Source organism: Ruegeria sp. BI11 (assembly GCF_056538005.1).
Genome location: NZ_JBQFSM010000004.1, coordinates 215,882 through 237,482 on the forward strand (window position 1 = coordinate 215,882; position 21,601 = coordinate 237,482).

The following is a 21,601-nucleotide window of genomic DNA, read 5'->3' on the forward strand; positions in this document are numbered from 1 at the left end:
TCCGTCCTCGTTTCTTGCCTGATGCAGGGTATCTAGCCCGCCTGACGCAACACGTCCAGAAACGCGGCACCAAACCTTTCGTGACGACGGTCGCCCAGCACCTGTTCCATCCCGCGCGGGTCATTGGGGCGCAGTTGCGCGACCTTGGCCAGTTGTGAGGCCGAACATGTCAGCGGTTTGTCAATCCCGTCGGGGCCGCGCGAAAGCTGCGTTTGAACCTCAAGCAGTCGGTCATAGATATCCCCCTGTTCGCGGCCCGCCAGTTTGCGGCGTGCGGGGTGCAATTCTTCGAACGCGCCGGTCAGCACTTCAAGGAAGATGTCGCCGTACCGTTCCAGCTTTTTCGCGCCGACACCGCTAATCCGAGCCATATCGTCCAGCGTGGCAGGGCGGTTTTCGGCCATTTCAATCAGGGTGCGGTCGGGAAAGATGACATAGGCCGGAACCCGAGCGCTTTCCGCCAGTGCGCGGCGTTTGGCCTTGAGCGCGCTCAGCAGCGGTGCGTCTTCTTCGGACACCATCATCTTGACGGCGGGGCGGCGGGTAGCCTTGCGGATCGTGTCCTTGCGCAGGTTGATCTGCGCCTCACCTTTCAGGATCGGTTTGGCTGCTTCGGTCATGCGCAATGCACCGTGGCGTTCGGGATCAGGACGCACCAGATCGTGCCCCATCATCTGCCGGAAGATCGCCTGCCATTGCGGGCGCGACCAGTCTTCGCCGATGCCCCAAGTGGACAGGTTGTCATGCCGCCGGGCGCGGATCTTGTCGGTTTCATTGCCCAAAAGAATGTCGATCAGATGGCCCGCGCCGAACCATTCTTCGGTGCGCAGGATCGCGGATAAGGCCATGCGGACCGGGGTGGTACCGTCGAACACTTCCGGAGGGTTGTCGCACAGATCGCACTTACCGCAAGGTTCGATCTGTTCGCCGAAATAGCCCAGCAGGGTCTGGCGGCGGCACTCCAGCGCTTCGGCCAATCCCAACAGTGCATTCAAGCGTGCATGATCAGCCATGCGCCGTTCCGGCGGGGCGAGCCCTTCGTCAATCTGCGACCGACGCAGGCGGATGTCGTCTGGGCCGAACAGCGTCAGCGTTTCAGCAGGTCCACCGTCGCGTCCGGCGCGTCCGATTTCCTGATAATAGGCCTCGATGGATTTAGGCAGGTCCGCATGGGCGACCCAGCGGATGTCAGGTTTGTCGATCCCCATGCCGAACGCCACGGTGGCGACCACGATCAGCCCGTCCTCGCGGGCAAAGCGGGTTTCGACGATGCGGCGGTCTTCGGCCTCCATTCCGCCGTGATAGTGGCAGGCGGTGTGACCCTCGGCGCGCAGGGCCTGGGCCAGAACTTCGGTTTTGTTGCGGGTGCCGCAATAGACGATGCCGGATTGGCCTTTGCGTGCCTCGGCAAAGTCAAGAATCTGTTTGCGCGGTCCGTCCTTGGCCCCAAAGGCCAGATGGATATTGGGCCGGTCGAAACCGCGCAGGAATTTGCGCGGCGGTGTGCCGTCGAACAGTTTTTCGACGATCTCATCTTGCGTTTCGGCATCTGCAGTGGCGGTGAAGGCGGCCAAAGGTACGTCCAATGCGCGCCGCAACTCTCCGATCCGCAGATAATCGGGACGGAAATCATGGCCCCATTGGCTGACGCAATGCGCCTCGTCCACGGCGATCAGGCTGACATTGATGCGCCGCAACATGCCCAAGGCTGACCCGGCGGCTAGGCGCTCGGGGGCCATGTAGAGCAACTTCAGGCGACCGGCCTCCAACGCTTCCCACACGGCGTCGGTTTCTTCGGGGGTGTTGCCCGAGGTCAGCGCACCAGCCTCGACCCCGGCCTCTTGCAGCCCGCGCACCTGATCGCGCATCAGGGCGATCAGAGGGGAAATCACCACTGTCACCCCGTCGCGCAGCAGGGCAGGGAGTTGAAAGCACAGGGATTTGCCGCCACCCGTGGGCATGATCGCCAGCACGTTTTCACCAGCGGTCACGGCATCGACGATTTCTTCCTGACCGGGGCGGAAGTCGTCGAATCCAAAGACATCTCGCAGCAAAGGCGCGGCGTCGAACATGTGCGGGGTTGCCCTGTTTTAAGGTTTATCTGCTCTTAAGACAGGACAATCACATACTAAGATTCAGTGAACAAGAGGTCAGACGAAATAGCCCGCATTGTTGATCAGGATGATCCGCAGCGCATAGACACCGATCAGCACCACTAAAGGTGTCAGATCCAGCCCGCCCATATTGGGCAAAACGCGACGGATTGGGCCATAGATAGGCTCTAAAATCCGGTTCAGCCCGTACCAGATTTGCGCCACCAGTTGCTGGTGCAGGTTCAGCACCTGAAAGTTGATCAGCCAGCTCATGATTACATGGGCCAGAATGATGAACCAGACAATGTCCAGGATCAGCAGCAGAATTTGGATCAACGACAGCATGGGGCCTCCGGTAAGTACGTGAAACGAGAGGTAAGCGCCCCCGCGACAAAGAGCAAGCCCGCGCCAACACAACGCTTGCGAATTGGGTCAAAGCCCCGTCTTATGAAACCAACGAATAACAGGGGCAGGTATGGCAGAGATTTCCAAACGCAAGCGCATTTGGGGTTGGTGGTTTTTCGACTGGGCGACGCAGCCGTATCACACCCTTCTGGTCACATTTGTCTTTGGACCTTATTTCGCCGGTATTGCAGCAGAGTATTTTCTGAATACCGGTCTGGACGCGGGCGCCGCCGACGCGCGGGCGCAGACGGTCTGGGCCAATTGCCTGACTATCACCGGGCTGATCATTGCCTTTGGTGCGCCTTTGCTGGGCGCTATGGCAGACGTGTCGGGGCGGCGTATCCCGTGGATATTTGCGTTCTCAGTCATGTATGCGGTCGGGTCTGCAGCGCTATGGTTCACGCTGCCCGATGGCTCGAACATGTGGTTGATGCTGTCGGCCTTTGGGTTGGGCTTTGTCGGCGCGGAATATGCGCTGATTTTCATCAACTCGCAGTTGCCAGATCTGGGCGATGACAGTGAGGTCGGAGAGATTTCGGGCTCGGGCTTCGCCTTTGGTTATTTCGGCGGGCTGATCTCGCTGGCGATCATGCTGTTGCTGTTTGTGGAACAGCCCAACGGCAAGACGCTGATCGGGATGGACCCAATATTCGGGCTGGACCCGGCGAGCCAAGAGGGCACGCGTTTTGTGGGCCCCTTCACTGCCGGTTGGTTCGTACTGTTCATGGTGCCATATTTCCTGTGGGTGCGGGACGATCCGGACAGCAATAAAACAGGGTCTTTTGGCGCTGCGCTGCGCTTGCTGGGTCAGTTGATCTCGAACCTGCGGTATCGGGGCAGCCTCGCCTCTTATCTGGGGTCGTCGATGTTATATCGCGATGCGTTGAACGGGCTGTACAGTTTCGGCGGTGTATACGCGCGGCTGGTGTTGGAGTGGGACCTGATCAAGATCGGCGTGTTCGGGATCGTTAGTGTGCTGGCCTCGGCCATATTCGCATGGATCGGAGGTAAGCTGGACAAGAAATACGGCCCTAAACCAGTCATTCTGGTGACGATCTGGGTACTGATATTTGTCTGCGTGACCGTGGTGATGATGGATCGGACACAGATTTATGGCATTTCGCTGCCCGAAGGTTCACGCCTGCCGGATATGGTGTTCTTTGGCTGCGGCATCCTGATTGGCGGTATGGGGGGCATCCTGCAATCGGCCAGCCGGTCGCTGATGGTGCGCCATACCGACCCCAAAGCCCCGGTTGAAAGCTTTTGTCTTTACGGCCTGTCGGGCCGTGCAACTGCCTTTGCAGCGCCGCTGTTGATCGGGATTGCCACAACTGTCACGGGCAGTGCACGGCTGGGGGTGTCACCGATCATTCTGTTGTTTATTCTGGGTCTGTTCCTAATGCGCTGGGTTAAACCGGAAGGGGATCAGAGCAGATGATTTTACTACGTTTTTTGGCAATAATCGCCGCGATGACATTGGCAGGAACGGTCGGAGCTCAACCTCTGGCCAAGCAATTGTTCGGGGCGCAAAAGCAAAGTTCACAGCAAAAACCGGCCGCCTTCGGCAGTTATTCGCGCGGATGTGCTGCCGGGTCGGTGCAACTGCCCGAGACGGGGCCAACATGGCAAGCCATGCGCTTGTCGCGCAACCGCAACTGGGGTCACCCGCAAGCGATCGACTATGTGCAGGACCTCAGCAAGTTTGCGGCTCGGCAACCGGGGTGGAATGGTCTCTATATCGGGGATATCAGCCAGCCGCGCGGAGGGCCGATGACGTCGGGCCACCGCTCTCATCAATTGGGTCTGGACATCGATATCTGGATGCTGCCTGGCGACAACATGCGGTTGTCGCGTAAGGCGCGCGAGAATATCTCGTCGATTTCCCTGCGCCGCGCCAACGGGGCCTATGTGAATGGCAATTGGACGAAACAACACCACGCCGTGCTGCGTGAGGCTGCCAAGGACAAGCGTGTGGCACGGATTTTTGTCTTTCCCGGCGCTAAGGTTCAGATGTGCAATGACGAGAAAGGCAACAAGGCCTACCTGCGCAAGATCAGGCCATGGTGGGGGCATCATTATCATTTCCACGTGCGTCTGAAATGCCCCAAGGGTTCGCGCGGGTGTGTCAACCAGGACGTGCCTCCTAAAGGCGACGGTTGTGCCGAGGCGCAACAATGGGTGCGCAACATCCTCAACCCACCGCCGCCTGACCCGAACGCGCCACCGCCGAAGAAACGCCGCGAATATGTTCTGACCGATTTGCCCCAGCAATGCGCAGCTGTCTTGCAATCCAACTAATTGTTGCGTTGCTAGCGGGGGTAGTCTGGGCGATCGAGGTCAATACGGCCACGTATCTTAGCAGCTTTGTCTGGCGGCACCCGGCCGGTTGGTTTGGCGGTTTTTCGGCCCTGCATATCTCGGACAATGGTCGGAATTTGTTCGCGCTCAGTGACCGTTCGGTTCTTGTTCGCGCGGCCATCACACGGGACGGTGATGACATTACCAAGGTCCGGATCACCGGGAATTGGCCGGTTTTGTCCAGCACGGGCCGACCCCTCTCTGGTAAAGCAGGAGATTCCGAAGGCATTGCGGTCGCTCCGGACGGTAGCCATTATATCTCGTTCGAGTCAGTGCATCGCGTCGCCCGTTACGCGGCTCCTGACACCAAAGCGCGGGTACTTTCGCGCCCGAAAGCATTCGAAGGTCTGAAGCTGAATGGTTCGTTCGAAGCTCTGGCAATCGACAATCGGGGGCGGCTGTACACTCTGCCTGAAAAAAGTCGAACCGAAGCGGGTGACATCCCAGTTTATCGCTGGAACGGTAAGGACTGGTCGACCCCCTTTGTGTTACCGCAGCGGGGTAAGTTTCTGCCTGTATCCGCTGATTTCGGGCCAGATGGCCGGTTTTATGTGTTGGAACGAGCTCTGTCCCTGATTGGCTTTCGGTCTCGCCTGCGGCGGTGGCAGGTCACAGGGGATGGGATCAGGTCCGAAGAAATCCTGTTCACGACCGGCACCGGCGCGCATGACAACCTCGAAGGGTTGTCGGTCTGGCGTGACGATCAAGGGCGGTTGCGCGCCACGATGATCTCGGACGACAACTTCTTGGCCCTGCAGCGCACCGAACTGGTGGAATATCTGCTGCCGGATTGACTCGTGCCAACCAAAGGTCTAAACGCACGGCTTGCCTTGGGACGGTCCCTTGGCCAAGTCGCCGCTACCTTGTCAAAACGGGCATCTGAAAAAAATGCAACGCAGCTTTATACCCGGCATAATTGCCATGGCCGCCATTGTTGTGGCCTCGAACATTCTGGTTCAGTTCCTGATCTTTGACGGGCTACTGACTTGGGGTGCCTTTACCTATCCGCTGGCCTTTCTGGTCACCGACATCATGAACCGCGTCTATGGCGTGGCCACTGCCCGCAAGGTGGTGTTTGCCGGGTTTATCACCGGTATCATCTGTTCGCTGATAGGCAGCCAGATCATGCTGCAGGGTGACGGGTTCACCTATGCCGCCGTGCCGCTGCGGATCGCCGTCGCATCGGGAACCGCCTTTCTGATCGCGCAGCTTACCGACGTCACCGTGTTCAATTCGCTGCGCGGGGGTCACTGGTGGCGCGCGCCGCTGGTGTCGACCTTGATCGGTTCGGCGCTGGACACCACGCTGTTCTTCACCATCGCGTTTTCAGCCTCGATCACGATTTTCGGTGCCAATGCCGACGCCGCGATCAACTGGGCGTGGGAACCGGTGCCCTTTATGCTGACTGGCCCGATGGCACCCCTGTGGGTGACGTTGGCCTTTGCCGATTGGCTGGTGAAACTGTCGCTGGCGATGATCGCGCTGATCCCGTTCAAAGTTATCGTTGCGCGGTTGACCGCTCAGCCTGCGTAAAAAAAAGTGCTTTGAGAATGGCGCATCTTGTGTCAGGCTCACAGTTAACCGCAACAGATAGAAAAGGAGGTGATCCAGTGTCGAGAAAGAGATTGGAGAGAGGTGTCGGAACAACCGGGGGGATCGCCCGTTAGGGCAGCCCTTGGCGGAGCGAGCGCTCCGGCTGGTCGATTGATCTAACCGACCCGACCTCCTGTACTTTCGAAGGGCCGTCCCGCCGGGGCGGCCCTTTTTGTTTCTGGACATGGCGGGTAAAGTCCACCACATGTTGCGCATCACTGACGATATCACCCTGCAAGACTGGGAAATGACCGAGAGTTTCATACGCTCTTCCGGTCCAGGCGGGCAGAACGTCAACAAGGTGTCGACGGCCGTCGAGCTGCGGTTCGAGGCCGCGCGCTCACCTTCACTGCCTGATCCGGTCAAGTCGCGGCTGAAACGGCTGGCTGGGCGACGCTGGACCAAAGAGGGAGCGGTTATCATTCAGTGTGACGAGACCCGCAGCCAGGCCCGCAATCGCGAAATTGCCCGCGCCCGGCTGGCCGAACTGATCACCCGCGCGTTGGTCAAACCCAAGCGACGTATCGCCACCAAACCCACCTATGGCTCGGTCAAACGACGGCTGGCGGCGAAAAAGGCGCGCTCGGACGTAAAGGCACTGCGCGGCAAGGTCGCGGAAGATTGAACTGGCAGTTTCCAGACACCTTGCTAGTTTTATAGGCAAGGGAGAGCAAGATCATGAGGTTAGAGGGAAAAACCGCGATTGTGACTGGTGGGGCGTCCGGCTTTGGTGCCGGGATCGTGCAGAAATTCCTGTCCGAGGGCGCGCGGGTCATGATTGCCGATATCAATGGTGACGCGGCCGAGGTTCAGGCAAATCAGCTTGGGCCGAATGCGATTGCTCAGATGGTTGATGTGTCGGATGCGGCCTCGGTACAGGCCATGGCGGATATGGCGATAGATCGGTTTGGGCAGCTGGATATTCTGGTGAATAATGCTGGCGTCACGCACCTGCCAACACCGTTGGAAGATGTCACCGAAGAGGATTTCGACCGCGTGTTCAACGTGAACATGAAATCGGTTTACCTGACCGCGCGGGTATTGGTGCCCAAAATGAAGGCGCAGGGCGCAGGGGCGATCCTGAACGTGGCTTCGACTGCCGGCTTGTCGCCGCGCCCAAATCTGAACTGGTACAACGCCTCCAAGGGTTGGATGATCACCGCCACCAAAACAATGGCGGTGGAGCTTGCACCGTCAGGCGTACGGGTGAACGCGCTGTGCCCAGTGGCTGGGGAAACACCGCTGCTGAAATCCTTCATGGGGGAAGATACGCCCGAAATGCGTGCCAAATTCCTGTCGACCATTCCCCTGGGCCGGTTTTCGACCCCCGACGACATGGCCAACGCTGCCTGTTTCCTTTGCTCGGACGAGGCCAGCATGATCACCGGTGCCGCACTGGAGGTCGACGGTGGTCGTTGTATCTGAGGTGCACCCATGATCCCCGGACCCCACAATCTGATCACCGATGTCCCCGGCCTGTTGGTCGGAAACACGCAGGATGCCGCGCTAAAATCCGGAACGACTGTCCTGACGGCAGATCAGGCCTTTACCGCCTCGGTCCACGTGATGGGGGGCGCGCCGGGTACGCGAGAAACCGATTTGCTGGCACCCGACAAATCGGTGGCACGGGTGGATGCAATTACTCTGTCCGGCGGGTCGGCTTTTGGATTGGATGCCTGTTCCGGCGTGTCGGACGCGTTGCGGGCGCAAGGCAGAGGGTATCCGGTGGGCAATACTGTGGTGCCAATTGTGCCCGGCGCGATCCTGTTTGATCTGCTGAATGGCGGCGACAAAGGCTGGGCGGAGAACCCCTATCGCGAAATGGGGCGGACAGCTTTTGAAAGCGCGAGCGATGATTTTGCACTGGGCACCGCCGGGGCTGGAACCGGCGCATTGGCCGCGCGGCACAAGGGCGGGCTTGGGTCTGCCTCACTGGTTCTCGACAATGGAGTGATGGTTGGTGCCTTGGTCGCGGCCAATCCGCTGGGCAGCGTGACAACGCCCGGAGATCGTCATTTTTGGGCCGCGCCCTTCGAATTTGGAGACGAATTCGGCGGATTAGGGTCTGATTCAAGCGCAGGGTTGGGCCTGCCCGCACCCAGCCTCAAGGTGCAGGCGATGCGGCTTTCCGAGCCGGAGAAAGGCAACACCACCATCGCCATCGTTGCCACCGATGCGGCCCTGTCGAAACCGCAATGTCAGCGGCTGGCGGTGGCGGCGCATGACGGCATTGCCCGCGCCATCCTGCCTGCGCATACACCGGGGGACGGAGATCTGGTCTTTGCGCTCAGCACTGGCGCGCAAGTCATCGACGCGGAAGCAGAGTTGGGCCTGATCGGACACGCGGCCTCGGTCTGTCTGGCACGAGCCATCGCGCGGGCGATCTATCTGGCGACTCCGGCGGCGGGCGACCTATTGCCCTGCTGGTCTGCGCCACATGACATAAGTTAAGGACGGCCTTTATGCCGCAGGGCACAGTACCCTCGCGCGGCAATCCGCGCGTTGACTCTTTTTTGCGCCGACGGTCCATTCGGTGCAGCCAATTCGTATCGGAGCAAAAGCTATGAATCGTATCCTCGCTACCGCAATAGTCGGCCTGTTGGCCCTTCCTGCTTATGCGGAAGGTGACGCCGAGGCCGGCAAGAAAACCTTCAATAAATGCAAATCCTGCCATCAGATCGCTGACCCGGCTGGTGAAGTCATCGTCAAGGGCGGTAAGACCGGCCCGAATCTTTACGGCATCGCTGGTCGCACCGCAGGCACCGTCGAAGGATTCAAATACGGTGACAGCATCGTTGAGGCCGGTGAAAACGGTCTGGTCTGGGACGAATCCACCTTTGTTGAATATGCACAGGACCCTAAGACGTTTCTGAAAGATTATCTGGGTGAGACATCGGCCAAGTCCAAAATGACCTTCAAGCTAAAGAAGGGCGGCGAAGACGTCTATGCCTATATCGTCAGCGTCTCGGGTGAATAACGTCTGAAACCAGACAGTTCGTGAGATTGCAAAAGGCCGCAGCCCCTGCGGCCTTTCGTGCGCTTGATAACCAGTTGGATCAAGGTCACCTTGGGGGTGCGCGTTTTATCATGCTCCGCATGAACTCGCAGAGCCAAGCCGATCCGGCGGCAGCCAATTCCGTATATCCCGCCGCCCTGGCGGATCGGCAGCAGGAGACAACAGATGGGTATCATGATCCCGGCCTGGGTTGATGGTGAATTGACCCCCGTGGACAAGCTTGAGGCGCATGAAAAGGGCCTGCGGCACAAGGCTGTGTCGGTCTTTGTCGTGCGCGGTACCGAGATTCTGATGCAACGGCGGGCATTGGGTAAATACCATACACCCGGCTTGTGGGCGAATACCTGCTGCACCCATCCTGATTGGGGCGAGACGCCCTCGGAATGCGCCGTGCGTCGCTTGCGTGAAGAACTGGGGATTACCGGGCTTTACCCGGAATACCGGCACCGGTTGGAATATCACGCCGATGTCGGCAACAACATGATCGAGCACGAGGTGGTCGACATCTTTCTGGCCCATGTACGCGGTCCGCTGAAAATCGAGCCGAACCCGGACGAGGTCATGGAAATTCGCTGGATCGACTATCACGATCTGTTGGCCGAAGTGCAGCGCCATCCAGAGCGGTTTACCCCGTGGCTGAAGATTTATCTGCACAGCTATGCTGACACGATTTTTGGCCCGGATCTGATCATCTCGGCCTCGTCCTGACCGCAACGGCTTGCAAGGGCCGCTCAAGCCGCCTAAATCAACGCGTTATGGCCAAGCAGAAGCAGAATACAGACCCGAATTACAAAGTCATCGCCGAAAACCGGCGTGCGCGCTTCGATTACGCGATCGAGGACGATATCGAGTGCGGCATCGTGCTGGAGGGGTCCGAGGTCAAATCCCTGCGTGCAGGCGGATCGAACATTGCTGAAAGCTATGCGTCTGTCGATGACGGAGAGCTGTGGCTGATCAACAGCTATATCGCACCGTATGAGCAGGCGAAAGTCTTCAAACACGAAGAACGCCGCCGCCGCAAGCTGCTGGTGTCGCGCAAAGAGCTTTCGAATCTGTGGAATGCGACCCAGCGCAAGGGCATGACTCTGGTGCCGCTGGTTCTGTATTTCAACCACAAGGGTCGGGCGAAGCTGAAGATTGGCATCGCCAAAGGTAAGAAGCTGCACGACAAGCGTGAGACTCAGGCCAAGCGGGACTGGTCACGTCAGAAACAGCGACTGATGAAGGATCACAGCTGATCCTCCACCTGGTTCAGAACGCCATCGCTGCGGCAACGGCGCGTTTCCAGCGATCATAGGCGGCGTCGCGGTCCTCGGCAGACAATTCCGGTTCAAACCGGCGATCCAGCGCCCAAGTTTCGGAAAAACCCTGTTGGTCCGGATACACGCCTGCGCGCATTCCAGCTAGCCAGGCTGCGCCCAATGCAGTGGTTTCCTGCATCACCGGGCGGTCGACCTCGGCCCCCAGATAGTCCGACAACCCCTGCATTGCCCAGTCCGAGGCGCTAGCGCCCCCATCTACGCGCAGGGTGACATCAGTATCCGCCCCCCAGTCGCCCTGCATGGCATGCCAAAGGTCACGGGTTTGATAGGCAATGCTTTCCAGCGTGGCCTTGGCGAATTCCGCACGACCGGAATTGCGGGTCAGTCCAAACACCGCACCCCGGCATTCGGGTTTCCAGTACGGTGCACCGAGGCCGGTAAATGCAGGCACCAGAACCACATGCTGGTTCGGGTCGGCCTGTTGCGCCAACTCGCCGCTTTCTGGAGCCGAATCGATAATTTGCAGCGCATCGCGCAACCATTGCACGGCGGCGCCAGCCACAAAGATCGACCCTTCCAGCGCATAGGTGCGCTTGCCGCCCAACTGGTAGGCGATGGTGGTCAGCAGGCGGTTCTTAGATTCAACCGGTTTGTCACCGGTGTTCAGCAGGGCAAAACAGCCCGTGCCATAGGTCGATTTCATCATGCCAGGTCGGAAACAAGCCTGCCCTATGGTGGCGGCCTGCTGATCCCCCGCAACACCCAAAATCGGGATATTTCCCCCTAATAGGGTCGTTTCTCCGAAATCTGAGGCGCAGTCATGCACCTTGGGCAGAATATTCATAGGCACATCCAGCAGATCGCAAATCTCGGCGCTCCACGCGCCTTTGTGGATGTCGAACAGCAGGGTGCGCGCGGCATTTGTTGCGTCGGTGGCGTGGCTGCGTCCCTCGGTCAGGCGCCAGATCAGGAAACAGTCGATGGTGCCGAACATCAGTTCTCCGGCCTCGGCGCGTTCGCGCGCGCCCGGTACGGTGTCCAGCAGCCATTTGACCTTGGTGCCCGAGAAATAAGGGTCCAGCAGCAACCCGGTTTGGGCGGTCACGTCATCCTCGCAGCCTGCCCGTTTGTAGCGGGCGCAAATCTCGGCGGTGCGGCGGTCTTGCCAGACGATGGCGTTGTGGATCGGCTGACCCGTGGCGCGGTCCCAGACCACGGTGGTTTCGCGCTGGTTTGTAATGCCTATGCCCGCGATCTGATCAGCGGTGACACAGGTAGTTTCCATCACCTCACGACAGACGCGCAGAACGCTCTCCCAGATTTCCTCGGCGTCGTGTTCGACCCAGCCTTCCTGCGGAAAATGTTGCGTAAACTCGTGCTGCGCGGTGCCTGCGCGCTGCATATCCGCGTCGAACAAAATGGCCCGCGATGATGTGGTACCCTGATCAATGGCAAGAATATAGGTCACGCCTGCGCCCCTCCCGTTTGGTTTTGCGGGACTTTAGCGCAAACAATGACACTCGTGCCAGAGCGTTCAGACAGGAATATTGTCGATCAGCCGCACGCCATCCGCCCAGGCCGCCGCAAACAGCCGGGCAGGCCGTGTAGCATGGGTCAGCGGCTCTAGCGTGTCTGCACAACGCAGTTGGATGTATTCGACCTGCGTAAATCCTGCGGCCAGCAGATCGGTTTCGGCGCGCGCGGCCAGCGTGTCAAACGCGGCCCCGGCTTTCAGCGACTGGGCCACACCCTGCAAAATCCGATGCTTGTTGGCGGCATTCTGCAGCCCCTCGGGCGAGAGGAGAAGATTGCGCGAAGACATCGCCAGCCCCGAAGGTTCGCGTACCGTGGGGCAGCCGATCACTTCAATGGGGATGTCCAGGTCACGTGCCATACGGCGGACGATCATCAGTTGCTGATAGTCTTTTTGCCCGAAATAGGCTCTATCCGCCTGCGTTTGCAGAAACAGCTTGGCAACCACGGTGGCGACGCCATCGAAATGGCCGGGACGGAATTCGCCCTCCATCACATCTGTCAGCCCGGCGACCGAGACAGTGGTGGCAAAGCCCTGCGGGTAGATTTCTTCGGGGTCGGGGACGTAAATCGCGTCGACGCCGTAGGGGACCAGTTTCTGCGCGTCTTCATTCTCGGTCCGCGGGTATTTGGCCAGGTCTTCGGGGTTGTTGAACTGTTTGGGGTTCACGAAAATCGTCACAATCACCCGGTCGGTTCCGGCCTTGGCGGCCTCGGCCAGAGACAGATGCCCTTGATGCAGCGCGCCCATGGTAGGGACAACGCCGATCGTTTCTCCGTTGCCGTGCCATTTGGTCGTAAGCGCACGCAGGTCACTCAGACGGCGCAGGATTGGGGCGGTCATGTCTTGGGTCCTTTGGACGGGGCCTGGTCGGAAAACACATGTTCGGCGGCAGGGAAAGTGCGGGCGCGCACATCGGCGGCATATTCTGCGATGGCGGCCTCGGCTTGCGGGCCCAGTTCGGCATAGCGTTTGACGAATTTTGGTTTGAAGGCGGTGAAAAAGCCCACCATGTCATCCACGACCAGAATCTGCCCGTCGCAACCGGCCGAAGCGCCAATGCCAATGGTAGGTATCGCAACCTCGGCGGTGATCTGATCAGCAAGGCCTTGGGGAACCTTTTCAAGCACAACGGAAAACGCGCCAGCCTCGGCCACAGCATGGGCGTCGGCCAGCACGGCTTGCGCCTGCTCGTCGCGACCCTGAACCTTGTAGCCACCCAGCGTGTTGATCGACTGCGGCGTCAGGCCGATATGTGCCATCACAGGGATGCCGCGTTTGACCAGAAAGCGGATCGTCTCGGCCATTTCCACGCCGCCTTCCAGCTTAACTGCGCCTGCGCCGGTTTCAGCCATAAGGCGGGCAGCATTCTTGAAGGCGTGGGACGGGTCATGTTCGTAACTGGCAAAGGGCATGTCGATGACCATCATCGCCCTGTCCAGACCGCGCGCGACGGCCTGACCATGCATGATCATCATTTCCATCGTCACGCCTAGGGTCGATGTTAGCCCATGCAGCACCATGCCGACGCTGTCGCCCACCAGAACAAAATCGCAATGGGTATCCATCAGCCGTGCCATTGGCGTGGTATAGGCGGTCAGGCTGACCAGAGGGGTGCTGCCTTTTCGGGCGCGGATGTCCTCGGCATTGGGGGCTGTTTTGCGGGCGGTGGCGCTCATGATCGCTCCTGCGGGGTTCATGTTGCAGTGCGGCATAGCAGATCAAACCGGGCCATAGAAACCCCGGTTGCGCGAACATTTCCTTGAATGACCCGAGGTTTGAAGGGACATTACCTGCAGAACGGCCCGAATAAACGCAGGGTCACGCCTTTCAGCGGGGAGAGTTTTTCATGACAAAGCAGATGTTTCGGACCTTTGCGTCAGCGCTGGCTGTGGGTGTCAGCCTGTTTGCCACGCAGGCTTTGGCAAAATCCGACATTACCATTGCGATGCAGCTAGAACCACCACATCTGGACCCGACCAGTGCCGCCGCGCAGGCCATTGATTCGGTGGTGTACACTAATATTTTCGAAGGTCTGACCCGCTTTATGGGCGACGGTTCGGTCGTGCCTGGCCTGGCCGAAAGCTGGGAAATTTCCGAGGATGGTACTGTCTATACATTCAAGCTGCGCGAAGGGGTGACCTTTCATGACGGCACCGTCATGGATGCTGAGGATGTCAAATTCAGCCTCGACCGCGCCACGGCTGAAGATAGTGCCAATGCGCAAAAGGCGCTGTTTGCAGGGATCGAAAGCGTTGAGGTTGTGGACCCACTGACTGTCAAAGTCACCCTGTCCGAGCCGAACGGGAATTTTCTGTTCAACATGGCTTGGGGGGATGCGGTGATCGTCGCGCCCGAAAGTATCGACAACATCAAAACCAATCCGGTGGGGACCGGAGCATTTACCTTTGGCGACTGGGTGCAGGGCGACAGTATCACGCTGAACCGGAATCCGAATTACTGGGGCGAACAGCCTGCATTAGAGACTGCTACGTTCAAGTTCATCTCGGACCCCACCGCCGCCTTTGCCGCGGTGATGGCCGAAGATGTGGATGTGTTCGACAACTTCCCCGCACCCGAAAACTTGCCGCAATTCGAGGCCGATCCACGCTTTCAGGTACTAGTAGGGTCGACCGAGGGGGAAACCATACTGTCGACCAATAACAAGAAACCCCCGTTCGATGATATCCGCGTGCGGCAAGCGCTGGCTCATGCCATCGACCGGCAGGCAGTCATTGACGGGGCGATGTTCGGCTACGGCACGCCCATTGGGACTCATTTCGCACCGCATAACCCGGCCTATGTCGATCTGACCGGCACCTCGGCCCATGACCCGAAAGAGGCTGCCAAGCTACTGGCCGATGCAGGGTATGAAGAAGGGTTTGAAACCACACTGCACCTGCCGCCGCCCTCTTATGCCCGGCGTGGGGGTGAGATCATTGCCGCGCAACTGGCCGAAGTTGGCATCAATGCCGAGATTATCAATGTGGAATGGGCGCAGTGGTTGGAATCTGTTTTCAAAGGCAAGGATTACGGCCTGACCATCATCAGCCATACCGAGCCGATGGATATCGGGATTTATGCCCGCCCCGACTATTATTTCCAGTATGACAGTCTGGATGCACAGACGCTGATGGAAACACTGAACGCAACCACTGACCCGGATGAGCGTAAAAAGCTGCTGGGCGATATGCAGCGCCTGATCGCCACGGATTATGTCAACGGATACCTTTTTCAGCTGGCCAAGCTGGGGGTCGCCAAGGCCGGTGTTCAGGGCCTGTGGGAGAACGCGCCAACCGCTGCCATCGACCTGACCCAGATCAGCTGGGCCGAATAATCTGATCCAGGGCTGTATCCGGCCCCGGATTACCCGTTTCCGAGTGAGCCTGACAATGAATTTGGTCCGTTTTTTGTGTTTTGTTGCGGTTACTGCCTGCCTGTTCGTGCTGGGCGGCAAGGCGCAGGCGCAGAATGTGCTGGATGGCGGGCTTGGGGCGCTGGTCGGCACACCGGAAAACCCGCTGGAGGTGGGGATTGGCATCCGTATCGATCAGGTCACCAGCGTGGATCAAAAGGCCGAAAACTACGGCGCTGTCGTTGTTCTGCGTGTCGAATGGACCGATCCTGCGCTGGCCTTTGACCGCGATACCGTCGGGCGCGAGATTCAGGTTTTCAATCCAAGCGCGCTGGCCGAACATGCCTCGGATATCGGGGCGGTGGTTCCGGCCTTTGTCATCCACAACCAGCAATCCAACAAATGGATACACGAGGCCGCGGCCTCGCTGCGCCATGACGGGCATGTGGTTTATGTCGAGAAATCCTCGCTGACATTGCAGGCGCCGCATTTCGATTTCCGCAAATATCCGTTCGACACGCAGGAGTTCTTCTTCGAGGTGGTTTCGATCTTTCCGTCCGAATACGTTTCCTACTATCCGCTGGAAGAGTACTCCGGCCTGGGCGATCTGCTGGGCGAAGAGGAATGGGTGTTGGACAACCCTCAGGTTCTGCATTCGACGGTCATCGGCCTATCGGGTCGGGACAGCGATCAGGTCGCGCTGGCGTTTCAGGGCCACCGGCACCTGACCTATTATGTAATCCGGGTGTTCCTGCCGATGCTGGTTCTGATCTCGGTGGGTTGGGCGCTGTTCTTCCTTGATGAATACCGCCGCCGGATCGAGATTGCCGGGGGCAACCTGCTGGTCTTTGTGGCCTTTAACTGGGCCATTTCTGCCGATCTGCCCAAACTGGGCTATCTGACGTTTCTGGATTTCGTCTTGCAATGCATGTTCCTGATGACCGGGGCGCTGATTGTGTTCAACGTGGCCTTACGCAAACTGAAGGTGTCCGGGCACGAGGACGGGGCCAGAAAGCTGGACAATTACGCGATCAAGTGGATTTACCCGCTGGGCTATGCCGCCATCGTCGGTTACGCGATTTTTGCCTATCTGTTGGTACCTTAGGTGCTGGACCCGCGCGATATGTGTACCTAACGTGGCTTAATGCTGCGCTATGCCCTCAAACGTCTGATATCGCTGGTCATCAGCCTCGTGGTCGCCTCGGTGGTCATCTTCGCGGTGATCGAGGTGGCACCGGGCGATCCGGCCTCGTTCATGTTGGGTGTGAACGCGCAAGAGGATACCTTGGCTGCCCTGCGCGCCGAGCTGGGGTTGGACGGGTCCAAGATACAGCGGTACTTCAATTGGGTTGGCGGGATGATGGTGGGGGATTTTGGAACCTCATACACCTATCGCACGCCGGTGTCGCAGATGATTGCAGATCGGATGTGGGTGTCGCTGCCGCTGGCGCTTTATGCGTTGACCTTGTCGACCCTGATTGCCTTTCCTGCAGGCATTTACGCTGCCGCCCGCCGGGGCAAGCCGGGGGATTTGACGGTGATGGGGGCGACGCAGCTGGGCATCGCGGTGCCGAATTTCTGGTTCGCAATGATGCTGGTGCTGATCTTCGCCATCAACCTGCGCTGGTTCAATGCTGGCGGGTTCGCGGGGTGGGACGAGGGTATCTGGACCGGCCTACATTCACTGACCTTGCCCGCCATTGCGCTGGCCCTGCCGCAGGCGGCGATCCTGGCACGGGTCATGCGGTCCTCACTGCTGGATATTCTGGGCGAAGATTTCATGCGCACTGCCCGCGCCAAGGGATTGTCACGGCGTCAAGCGCTGTGGCGGCACGGGGTGCGCAACGCGCTGATCCCGGTTCTGACCATTATCGGGCTGCAGTTTTCGTTTCTGCTGGCCGGTTCGATCATTATCGAGCAGGTGTTCTATCTGCCGGGCCTCGGGCGGCTTGTATTTCAGGCGATATCGGCCCGCGATCTGATTGTGGTGGAATCGGTGGTCATGCTGCTTGTCTTTGCTGTTATCACGGTGAATTTTCTGGTCGATCTTACCTATGCCGCCGTTGACCCAAGGCTGAGAGGTCGGTCATGAGCCGCAATCTGATCCTAGGTGCGGTGCTGTCATCGCTGGTGCTGCTGGCGGCTCTGATGTCCTTTGTCTGGACGCCTTATGATTATGCCGCGCTGGACATTCCCAACAAGTTGCAACCACCTAATTCACAGCACTGGTTTGGTACAGATCATTTCGGGCGTGACATGTTCTCGATGATCATGGTGGGCGCGCGCACGTCTATCGCCGTGGCGCTGGTAGCGGTGGGGATCGGCATGGCGCTGGGCGTGCCGCTGGGCCTGACGGCAGCAGCGCGCAAAGGATCGTGGCTGGATGAGGTCATTATGCGTGGCAATGATCTGGTCTTTGCCTTCCCTTCGCTGGTCATCGCAATCCTGATCACTGCCGTGTTCGGCGCGGGAGCGATCAATGCCATCATCGCCATTGGCATCTTCAACATCCCCGTGTTCGCCCGCATCACCCGCGGCGCGGCACTGTCCCTTTGGGAGCGTGAGTTCATTCTGGCCGCGCGTGTCTCGGGCAAGGGTGCGGCGCGGATTTCTGCAGAGCATATCCTGCCCAATGTGGCGAACCTGCTGATCGTGCAGGGGACCATCCAGTTTTCGCTGGGTATTTTGGCCGAGGCGGGCCTATCCTATGTCGGTCTGGGCGCACAGCCTCCAACGCCCAGCTGGGGTCGGATGCTGGCCGACGCGCAGACAATGGTCAGTTTTGCCCCGCATTTGGCTCTGATTCCCGGTGTTGCGATTATTGTCACGGTTCTGGGGCTGAACCTGTTGGGTGACGGTCTGCGCGATTGGCTGGACCCCAGAATACGGGTGGCGCGAGCATGAGCTTGTTGAAGATTGATAACCTGTCTCTGACCATCCACGAGACCGAGATTCTCAAGCATGTCAGCCTGCGCCTTGATGCTGGTCAAATCGTGGCTGTGACCGGTGAAAGCGGGTCGGGCAAGTCGATGACTGCACTGACCGTGATGCAATTGCTACCGAATGGGGCAAAAACAGAAGGTGCGATCCGCCTGAATGGAAAGAACCTGCTGACACAGTCTGAGCGTGATATGTGCGCCTTGCGCGGGGCCGAGATCGGGATGGTGTTTCAGGAACCCATGACGGCCCTGAACCCGGTCAAAACCATCGGCGATCAAGTGGTCGAAACAATCCTGATCCATAAGGCCATGCCGCGCGCTAAGGCGCGGGAGCGCGCGCAAGAGGTTCTGACCCGCGTTGGCCTTCCTTCTGACCGTTTCCCGCTGTCTCGCTATCCCCATGAATTGTCCGGCGGTCAACGGCAGCGCGTGGTGATCGCCATGGCCATCGGGCTGCGCCCCAAGCTGTTGATCGCGGATGAGCCGACAACTGCGCTGGATGTGACAACACAGGCGCAGATCCTGGGCCTGCTCAAAGATCTGGCGCGCGAATACGGCATGGGTCTGCTGATGATCACCCATGATCTGGCCGTGGTGGCTGACATGGCTGACCGGATCGTCGTGATGCGCCGCGGCGAGGTTGTCGAAAGCGGCGCAACAACTGATCTACTGTGCAATATGCAGCACCCCTATACACGGATGCTGTTTCAAGCCTCAGGCCATCAGGTTTCGTTGCCTGACCCACCGGCGGCCCGGCCGCTGCTCGAGGTGAAAAATGTTGTACGTGACTATCGCTTGCCCCGAAAAGGCCTGTTTGGAAAGCCGGGGCGCCAACGTGCAGTGGACAAGGTTAGTTTTACCCTGAATCGAGGTGAGAGACTGGGGCTGGTCGGAGAGTCCGGATGTGGGAAATCGACCCTAACACGGGCTATTCTTGGCTTAGAAGAGATGCAGAGCGGTGAAGTTTTACTGGACCACCAGCCTGTTTTTGCCAGTCACAAGCCCAACCCTGTTGTCCGTCGCAAGATGCAGGTGGTGTTTCAAGACCCCTATGGAAGCTTCAACCCGCGCCACCGTGTGGCCCGCCTGATTACCGAGCCGTTTTACCTGCTGGAATCCCCGCCCACAGGGTCCGAGCGACAAGACCGTATCGCAGAAATGCTGACTGCCGTGGGCCTCAGCCCTGATGATGCGGGCAAGTACATCCATGAATTCTCGGGCGGGCAGCGGCAGCGGATAGCAATCGCCCGAGCCCTAATCATCCGCCCTGAATTGATCCTGTTTGATGAGGCGGTCTCGGCCCTGGATGTATCGGTCCGGGCGCAGATTCTGGATCTGTTGGCCGAACTATGCGCTACTTATAACCTTACTTATCTGTTCATCAGCCACGATCTGAGCGTTGTGCGTACAATCACGGACCGGGTGATAGTGATGCAAGCTGGCAAAATCGTCGAACAGGGAGAGACTGAGCAAGTGTTCTCCAACCCGCAACACCCGTACACTCGAACCCTGATTGATGCTGCGCCAGTCTTGCCAGATATCGGGGTGAATGTTTCTTGAGCCCATATTAGAGCCAAAAACGGAGGTGAAAATGTCCAATCCACTCTGGTTCAATCCCAGCCTTTGCCTGATCGGTGGCGAATGGGTTGCCCCCGTATCACAAAAGACAATCCCCATGATCAACCCATCGGACGGGTCCGAGATTTGTCGGATCGCCCGTACAGATGCAGCGGATATTGACCTCGCAGTGAAGGCGGCGCAGGCGGCGTTGGACGGAGATTGGGGGCGTAAAACGGCGTTAGAGCGGGGCCGCATCCTCACCCGGCTTGGTCAACTGGTGTTGGAGCGCGTAGACGACCTGGCACAGCTTGAGGCGATGGATGTGGGAAAACCGCTGACGCAGGCCCGTGCAGATGCCGTGGCGCTGGCGCGGTATTGCGAATTCTACGGCGGTGCGGCGGATAAGGTGATGGGAGAGACGATCCCCTATCTGGACGGGTACACCGTCTATACCCTGCGCGAACCGCACGGGGTGACCGGGCATATCGTGCCGTGGAACTACCCGATGCAGATCATCGGCCGCTCCGTCGGAGCGGCTTTGGCGATGGGCAACGCCTGCGTGCTGAAACCAGCGGAAGAGGCGTGTTTGACCGCGCTTGCCTTTGCCCATCTGGCGCAACAGGCCGGTTTGCCCGCCGGGGCGCTGAACGCGGTGCCAGGGTTGGGGCCTGAGGCCGGGGCGGCATTGTCAGCGCATCCGGGTGTCCAGCATATCTCATTCACTGGGTCAGTTGCCACCGGCGCGCTGGTGCAGGAGGCGGCGGGGCGTAATGTGGTGCCGGTGACGCTGGAATTGGGGGGGAAATCGCCCCAACTGGTGTTCGACGACGCTGATCTGGGCGCTGCGCTACCGTTTTTGGTGAATGCGGGTATCCAGAATGCGGGGCAGACCTGTTCGGCCTCGTCCCGCATTCTGGTGCAGCGTGGGGTGTATGAACAGGTCAAGGCCCGCATGGCAGCCGCCTATGCCGAGCTGACCGTTGGTCCGGCGTCCGAGGATTTGCGGGTTGGTCCCCTGATCTCGGCCCGTCAGAAAGAAATCGTCAAGGGATTTCTGGCCAAAGGTACGGATCTCAGCATCGCGGGGCAGGGCAGCATCGTAGATTACGCGCCTACTGAGGGGGCTTATGTGCAGCCGACCCTTTTCGCAGATGTCCCGCCAGGTCACATTCTGGCTCGAGATGAGATTTTTGGACCGGTGCAGGTTCTGATCCCCTTTGAGACCGAGGACGAGGCCGTTCAGATCGCCAATGCCACCGAATATGGGCTGGTCGCCAGCATCTGGACCCGCGACGGGGCACGGCAGATGCAGTTGGCGAAACGGCTGCGCTCAGGTCAGGTGTTCATCAACAACTATGGCGCGGGTGGTGGGGTCGAACTGCCCTTTGGTGGCGTCGGTAAATCCGGCCATGGCCGCGAAAAGGGGTTCGAGGCGCTGTTTGGGTTCTCACAGGTGAAAACCGTGGCGGCTTTTCATGGTTAGGGT

At 59.1% G+C, this 21,601-nt stretch carries 22 protein-coding genes; 17 read left to right on the forward strand and 5 right to left on the reverse strand.

Annotation, left to right across the window (positions count from 1 at the left end; genetic code table 11):
• Nucleotides 1-32 precede the first annotated feature (32 nt).
• The gene (recQ, locus tag ACR0DT_RS11640; RefSeq protein WP_480710894.1) at nucleotides 33-2,072 is read right to left on the reverse strand and encodes a DNA helicase RecQ; all 2,040 of its coding nucleotides are present in this window, start codon (nucleotides 2,070-2,072) and stop codon (nucleotides 33-35) included.
• Nucleotides 2,073-2,150: 78 nt separating this feature from the next.
• Complete coding sequence (locus ACR0DT_RS11645) at nucleotides 2,151-2,438, reverse strand: YggT family protein (protein ID WP_480710895.1); 288 nt, start codon at nucleotides 2,436-2,438, stop codon at nucleotides 2,151-2,153.
• 130 nt (nucleotides 2,439-2,568) lie between these two features.
• Between ACR0DT_RS11645 and ACR0DT_RS11650 the strand changes: the two genes are divergently transcribed.
• From ACR0DT_RS11650 to smpB, 11 genes are all read left to right on the forward strand, one after another.
• The gene (locus ACR0DT_RS11650; protein ID WP_480710896.1) at nucleotides 2,569-3,936 is read left to right on the forward strand and encodes an MFS transporter; all 1,368 of its coding nucleotides are present in this window, start codon (nucleotides 2,569-2,571) and stop codon (nucleotides 3,934-3,936) included.
• The gene (gene mepA, locus ACR0DT_RS11655) at nucleotides 3,933-4,796 is read left to right on the forward strand and encodes a penicillin-insensitive murein endopeptidase (RefSeq protein WP_480710897.1); all 864 of its coding nucleotides are present in this window, start codon (nucleotides 3,933-3,935) and stop codon (nucleotides 4,794-4,796) included. Before ACR0DT_RS11650 ends, mepA begins: the two co-directional genes overlap by 4 nt.
• Nucleotides 4,769-5,650, forward strand: a complete 882-nt coding sequence (locus ACR0DT_RS11660) for an esterase-like activity of phytase family protein (RefSeq protein WP_480710898.1) — start codon at nucleotides 4,769-4,771, stop codon at nucleotides 5,648-5,650. Before mepA ends, ACR0DT_RS11660 begins: the two co-directional genes overlap by 28 nt.
• A gap of 94 nt (nucleotides 5,651-5,744) precedes the next feature.
• Entirely contained in the window at nucleotides 5,745-6,389 is a 645-nt protein-coding gene (locus ACR0DT_RS11665) for a queuosine precursor transporter (RefSeq protein ID WP_480710899.1), read from the forward strand.
• 265 nt (nucleotides 6,390-6,654) lie between these two features.
• The gene (arfB, locus tag ACR0DT_RS11670; protein WP_480710900.1) at nucleotides 6,655-7,074 is read left to right on the forward strand and encodes an alternative ribosome rescue aminoacyl-tRNA hydrolase ArfB; all 420 of its coding nucleotides are present in this window, start codon (nucleotides 6,655-6,657) and stop codon (nucleotides 7,072-7,074) included.
• A 53-nt stretch (nucleotides 7,075-7,127) separates the two neighbouring features.
• A complete protein-coding gene (locus tag ACR0DT_RS11675) occupies nucleotides 7,128-7,874 on the forward strand; it encodes an SDR family oxidoreductase (RefSeq protein WP_480710901.1) in 747 nt (248 codons plus the stop codon).
• A gap of 9 nt (nucleotides 7,875-7,883) precedes the next feature.
• The gene (locus tag ACR0DT_RS11680) at nucleotides 7,884-8,900 is read left to right on the forward strand and encodes a P1 family peptidase (RefSeq protein WP_480710902.1); all 1,017 of its coding nucleotides are present in this window, start codon (nucleotides 7,884-7,886) and stop codon (nucleotides 8,898-8,900) included.
• A 112-nt stretch (nucleotides 8,901-9,012) separates the two neighbouring features.
• Nucleotides 9,013-9,426 carry a c-type cytochrome gene (locus ACR0DT_RS11685; protein WP_480710903.1) on the forward strand — a complete coding sequence of 138 codons (414 nt, stop codon included), beginning with the start codon at nucleotides 9,013-9,015 and terminating at the stop codon, nucleotides 9,424-9,426.
• 20 nt (nucleotides 9,427-9,446) lie between these two features.
• Nucleotides 9,447-9,659, forward strand: a complete 213-nt coding sequence (locus ACR0DT_RS11690) for a hypothetical protein (RefSeq protein WP_480710904.1) — start codon at nucleotides 9,447-9,449, stop codon at nucleotides 9,657-9,659.
• Nucleotides 9,631-10,173: an isopentenyl-diphosphate Delta-isomerase gene (gene idi / locus ACR0DT_RS11695; RefSeq protein ID WP_480710905.1), complete on the forward strand. Its 543-nt coding sequence runs from the start codon at nucleotides 9,631-9,633 to the stop codon at nucleotides 10,171-10,173. Before ACR0DT_RS11690 ends, idi begins: the two co-directional genes overlap by 29 nt.
• 47 nt (nucleotides 10,174-10,220) lie before the next feature.
• Entirely contained in the window at nucleotides 10,221-10,703 is a 483-nt protein-coding gene (smpB, locus tag ACR0DT_RS11700) for an SsrA-binding protein SmpB (protein ID WP_039543014.1), read from the forward strand.
• Between the two features lie 13 nt (nucleotides 10,704-10,716).
• On the opposite strand, the gene glpK is transcribed toward smpB, so the two are convergent.
• From glpK to panB, 3 genes are all read right to left on the reverse strand, one after another.
• Complete coding sequence (glpK, locus tag ACR0DT_RS11705) at nucleotides 10,717-12,195, reverse strand: glycerol kinase GlpK (RefSeq protein WP_480710906.1); 1,479 nt, start codon at nucleotides 12,193-12,195, stop codon at nucleotides 10,717-10,719.
• A 66-nt stretch (nucleotides 12,196-12,261) separates the two neighbouring features.
• Nucleotides 12,262-13,104 carry a pantoate--beta-alanine ligase gene (gene panC, locus ACR0DT_RS11710; protein WP_480710907.1) on the reverse strand — a complete coding sequence of 281 codons (843 nt, stop codon included), beginning with the start codon at nucleotides 13,102-13,104 and terminating at the stop codon, nucleotides 12,262-12,264.
• Nucleotides 13,101-13,940: a 3-methyl-2-oxobutanoate hydroxymethyltransferase gene (gene panB / locus ACR0DT_RS11715; protein WP_480710908.1), complete on the reverse strand. Its 840-nt coding sequence runs from the start codon at nucleotides 13,938-13,940 to the stop codon at nucleotides 13,101-13,103. Before panB ends, panC begins: the two co-directional genes overlap by 4 nt.
• 170 nt (nucleotides 13,941-14,110) lie before the next feature.
• On the opposite strand from panB, the gene ACR0DT_RS11720 reads away from it, so the two are divergent.
• Genes ACR0DT_RS11720 through ACR0DT_RS11745 form a run of 6 tightly spaced genes read left to right on the forward strand, consistent with a single transcriptional unit; the run spans nucleotide 14,111 to nucleotide 21,598 of the window.
• Complete coding sequence (locus ACR0DT_RS11720; protein ID WP_480710909.1) at nucleotides 14,111-15,598, forward strand: ABC transporter substrate-binding protein; 1,488 nt, start codon at nucleotides 14,111-14,113, stop codon at nucleotides 15,596-15,598.
• A gap of 55 nt (nucleotides 15,599-15,653) precedes the next feature.
• Entirely contained in the window at nucleotides 15,654-16,721 is a 1,068-nt protein-coding gene (locus tag ACR0DT_RS11725; RefSeq protein WP_480710910.1) for a ligand-gated ion channel, read from the forward strand.
• A gap of 39 nt (nucleotides 16,722-16,760) precedes the next feature.
• The gene (locus ACR0DT_RS11730) at nucleotides 16,761-17,708 is read left to right on the forward strand and encodes an ABC transporter permease (RefSeq protein WP_480710911.1); all 948 of its coding nucleotides are present in this window, start codon (nucleotides 16,761-16,763) and stop codon (nucleotides 17,706-17,708) included.
• Nucleotides 17,705-18,520 carry an ABC transporter permease gene (locus ACR0DT_RS11735; RefSeq protein ID WP_480710912.1) on the forward strand — a complete coding sequence of 272 codons (816 nt, stop codon included), beginning with the start codon at nucleotides 17,705-17,707 and terminating at the stop codon, nucleotides 18,518-18,520. The genes ACR0DT_RS11730 and ACR0DT_RS11735 overlap by 4 nt, the downstream gene beginning before the upstream one ends.
• On the forward strand, nucleotides 18,517-20,115 hold the full coding sequence (locus tag ACR0DT_RS11740; protein ID WP_480710913.1) for an ABC transporter ATP-binding protein: 1,599 nt from the start codon (nucleotides 18,517-18,519) through the stop codon (nucleotides 20,113-20,115). The genes ACR0DT_RS11735 and ACR0DT_RS11740 overlap by 4 nt, the downstream gene beginning before the upstream one ends.
• Nucleotides 20,116-20,146: 31 nt before the next feature.
• Nucleotides 20,147-21,598: an aldehyde dehydrogenase family protein gene (locus tag ACR0DT_RS11745; protein WP_480710914.1), complete on the forward strand. Its 1,452-nt coding sequence runs from the start codon at nucleotides 20,147-20,149 to the stop codon at nucleotides 21,596-21,598.
• Nucleotides 21,599-21,601: the final 3 nt, after the last annotated feature.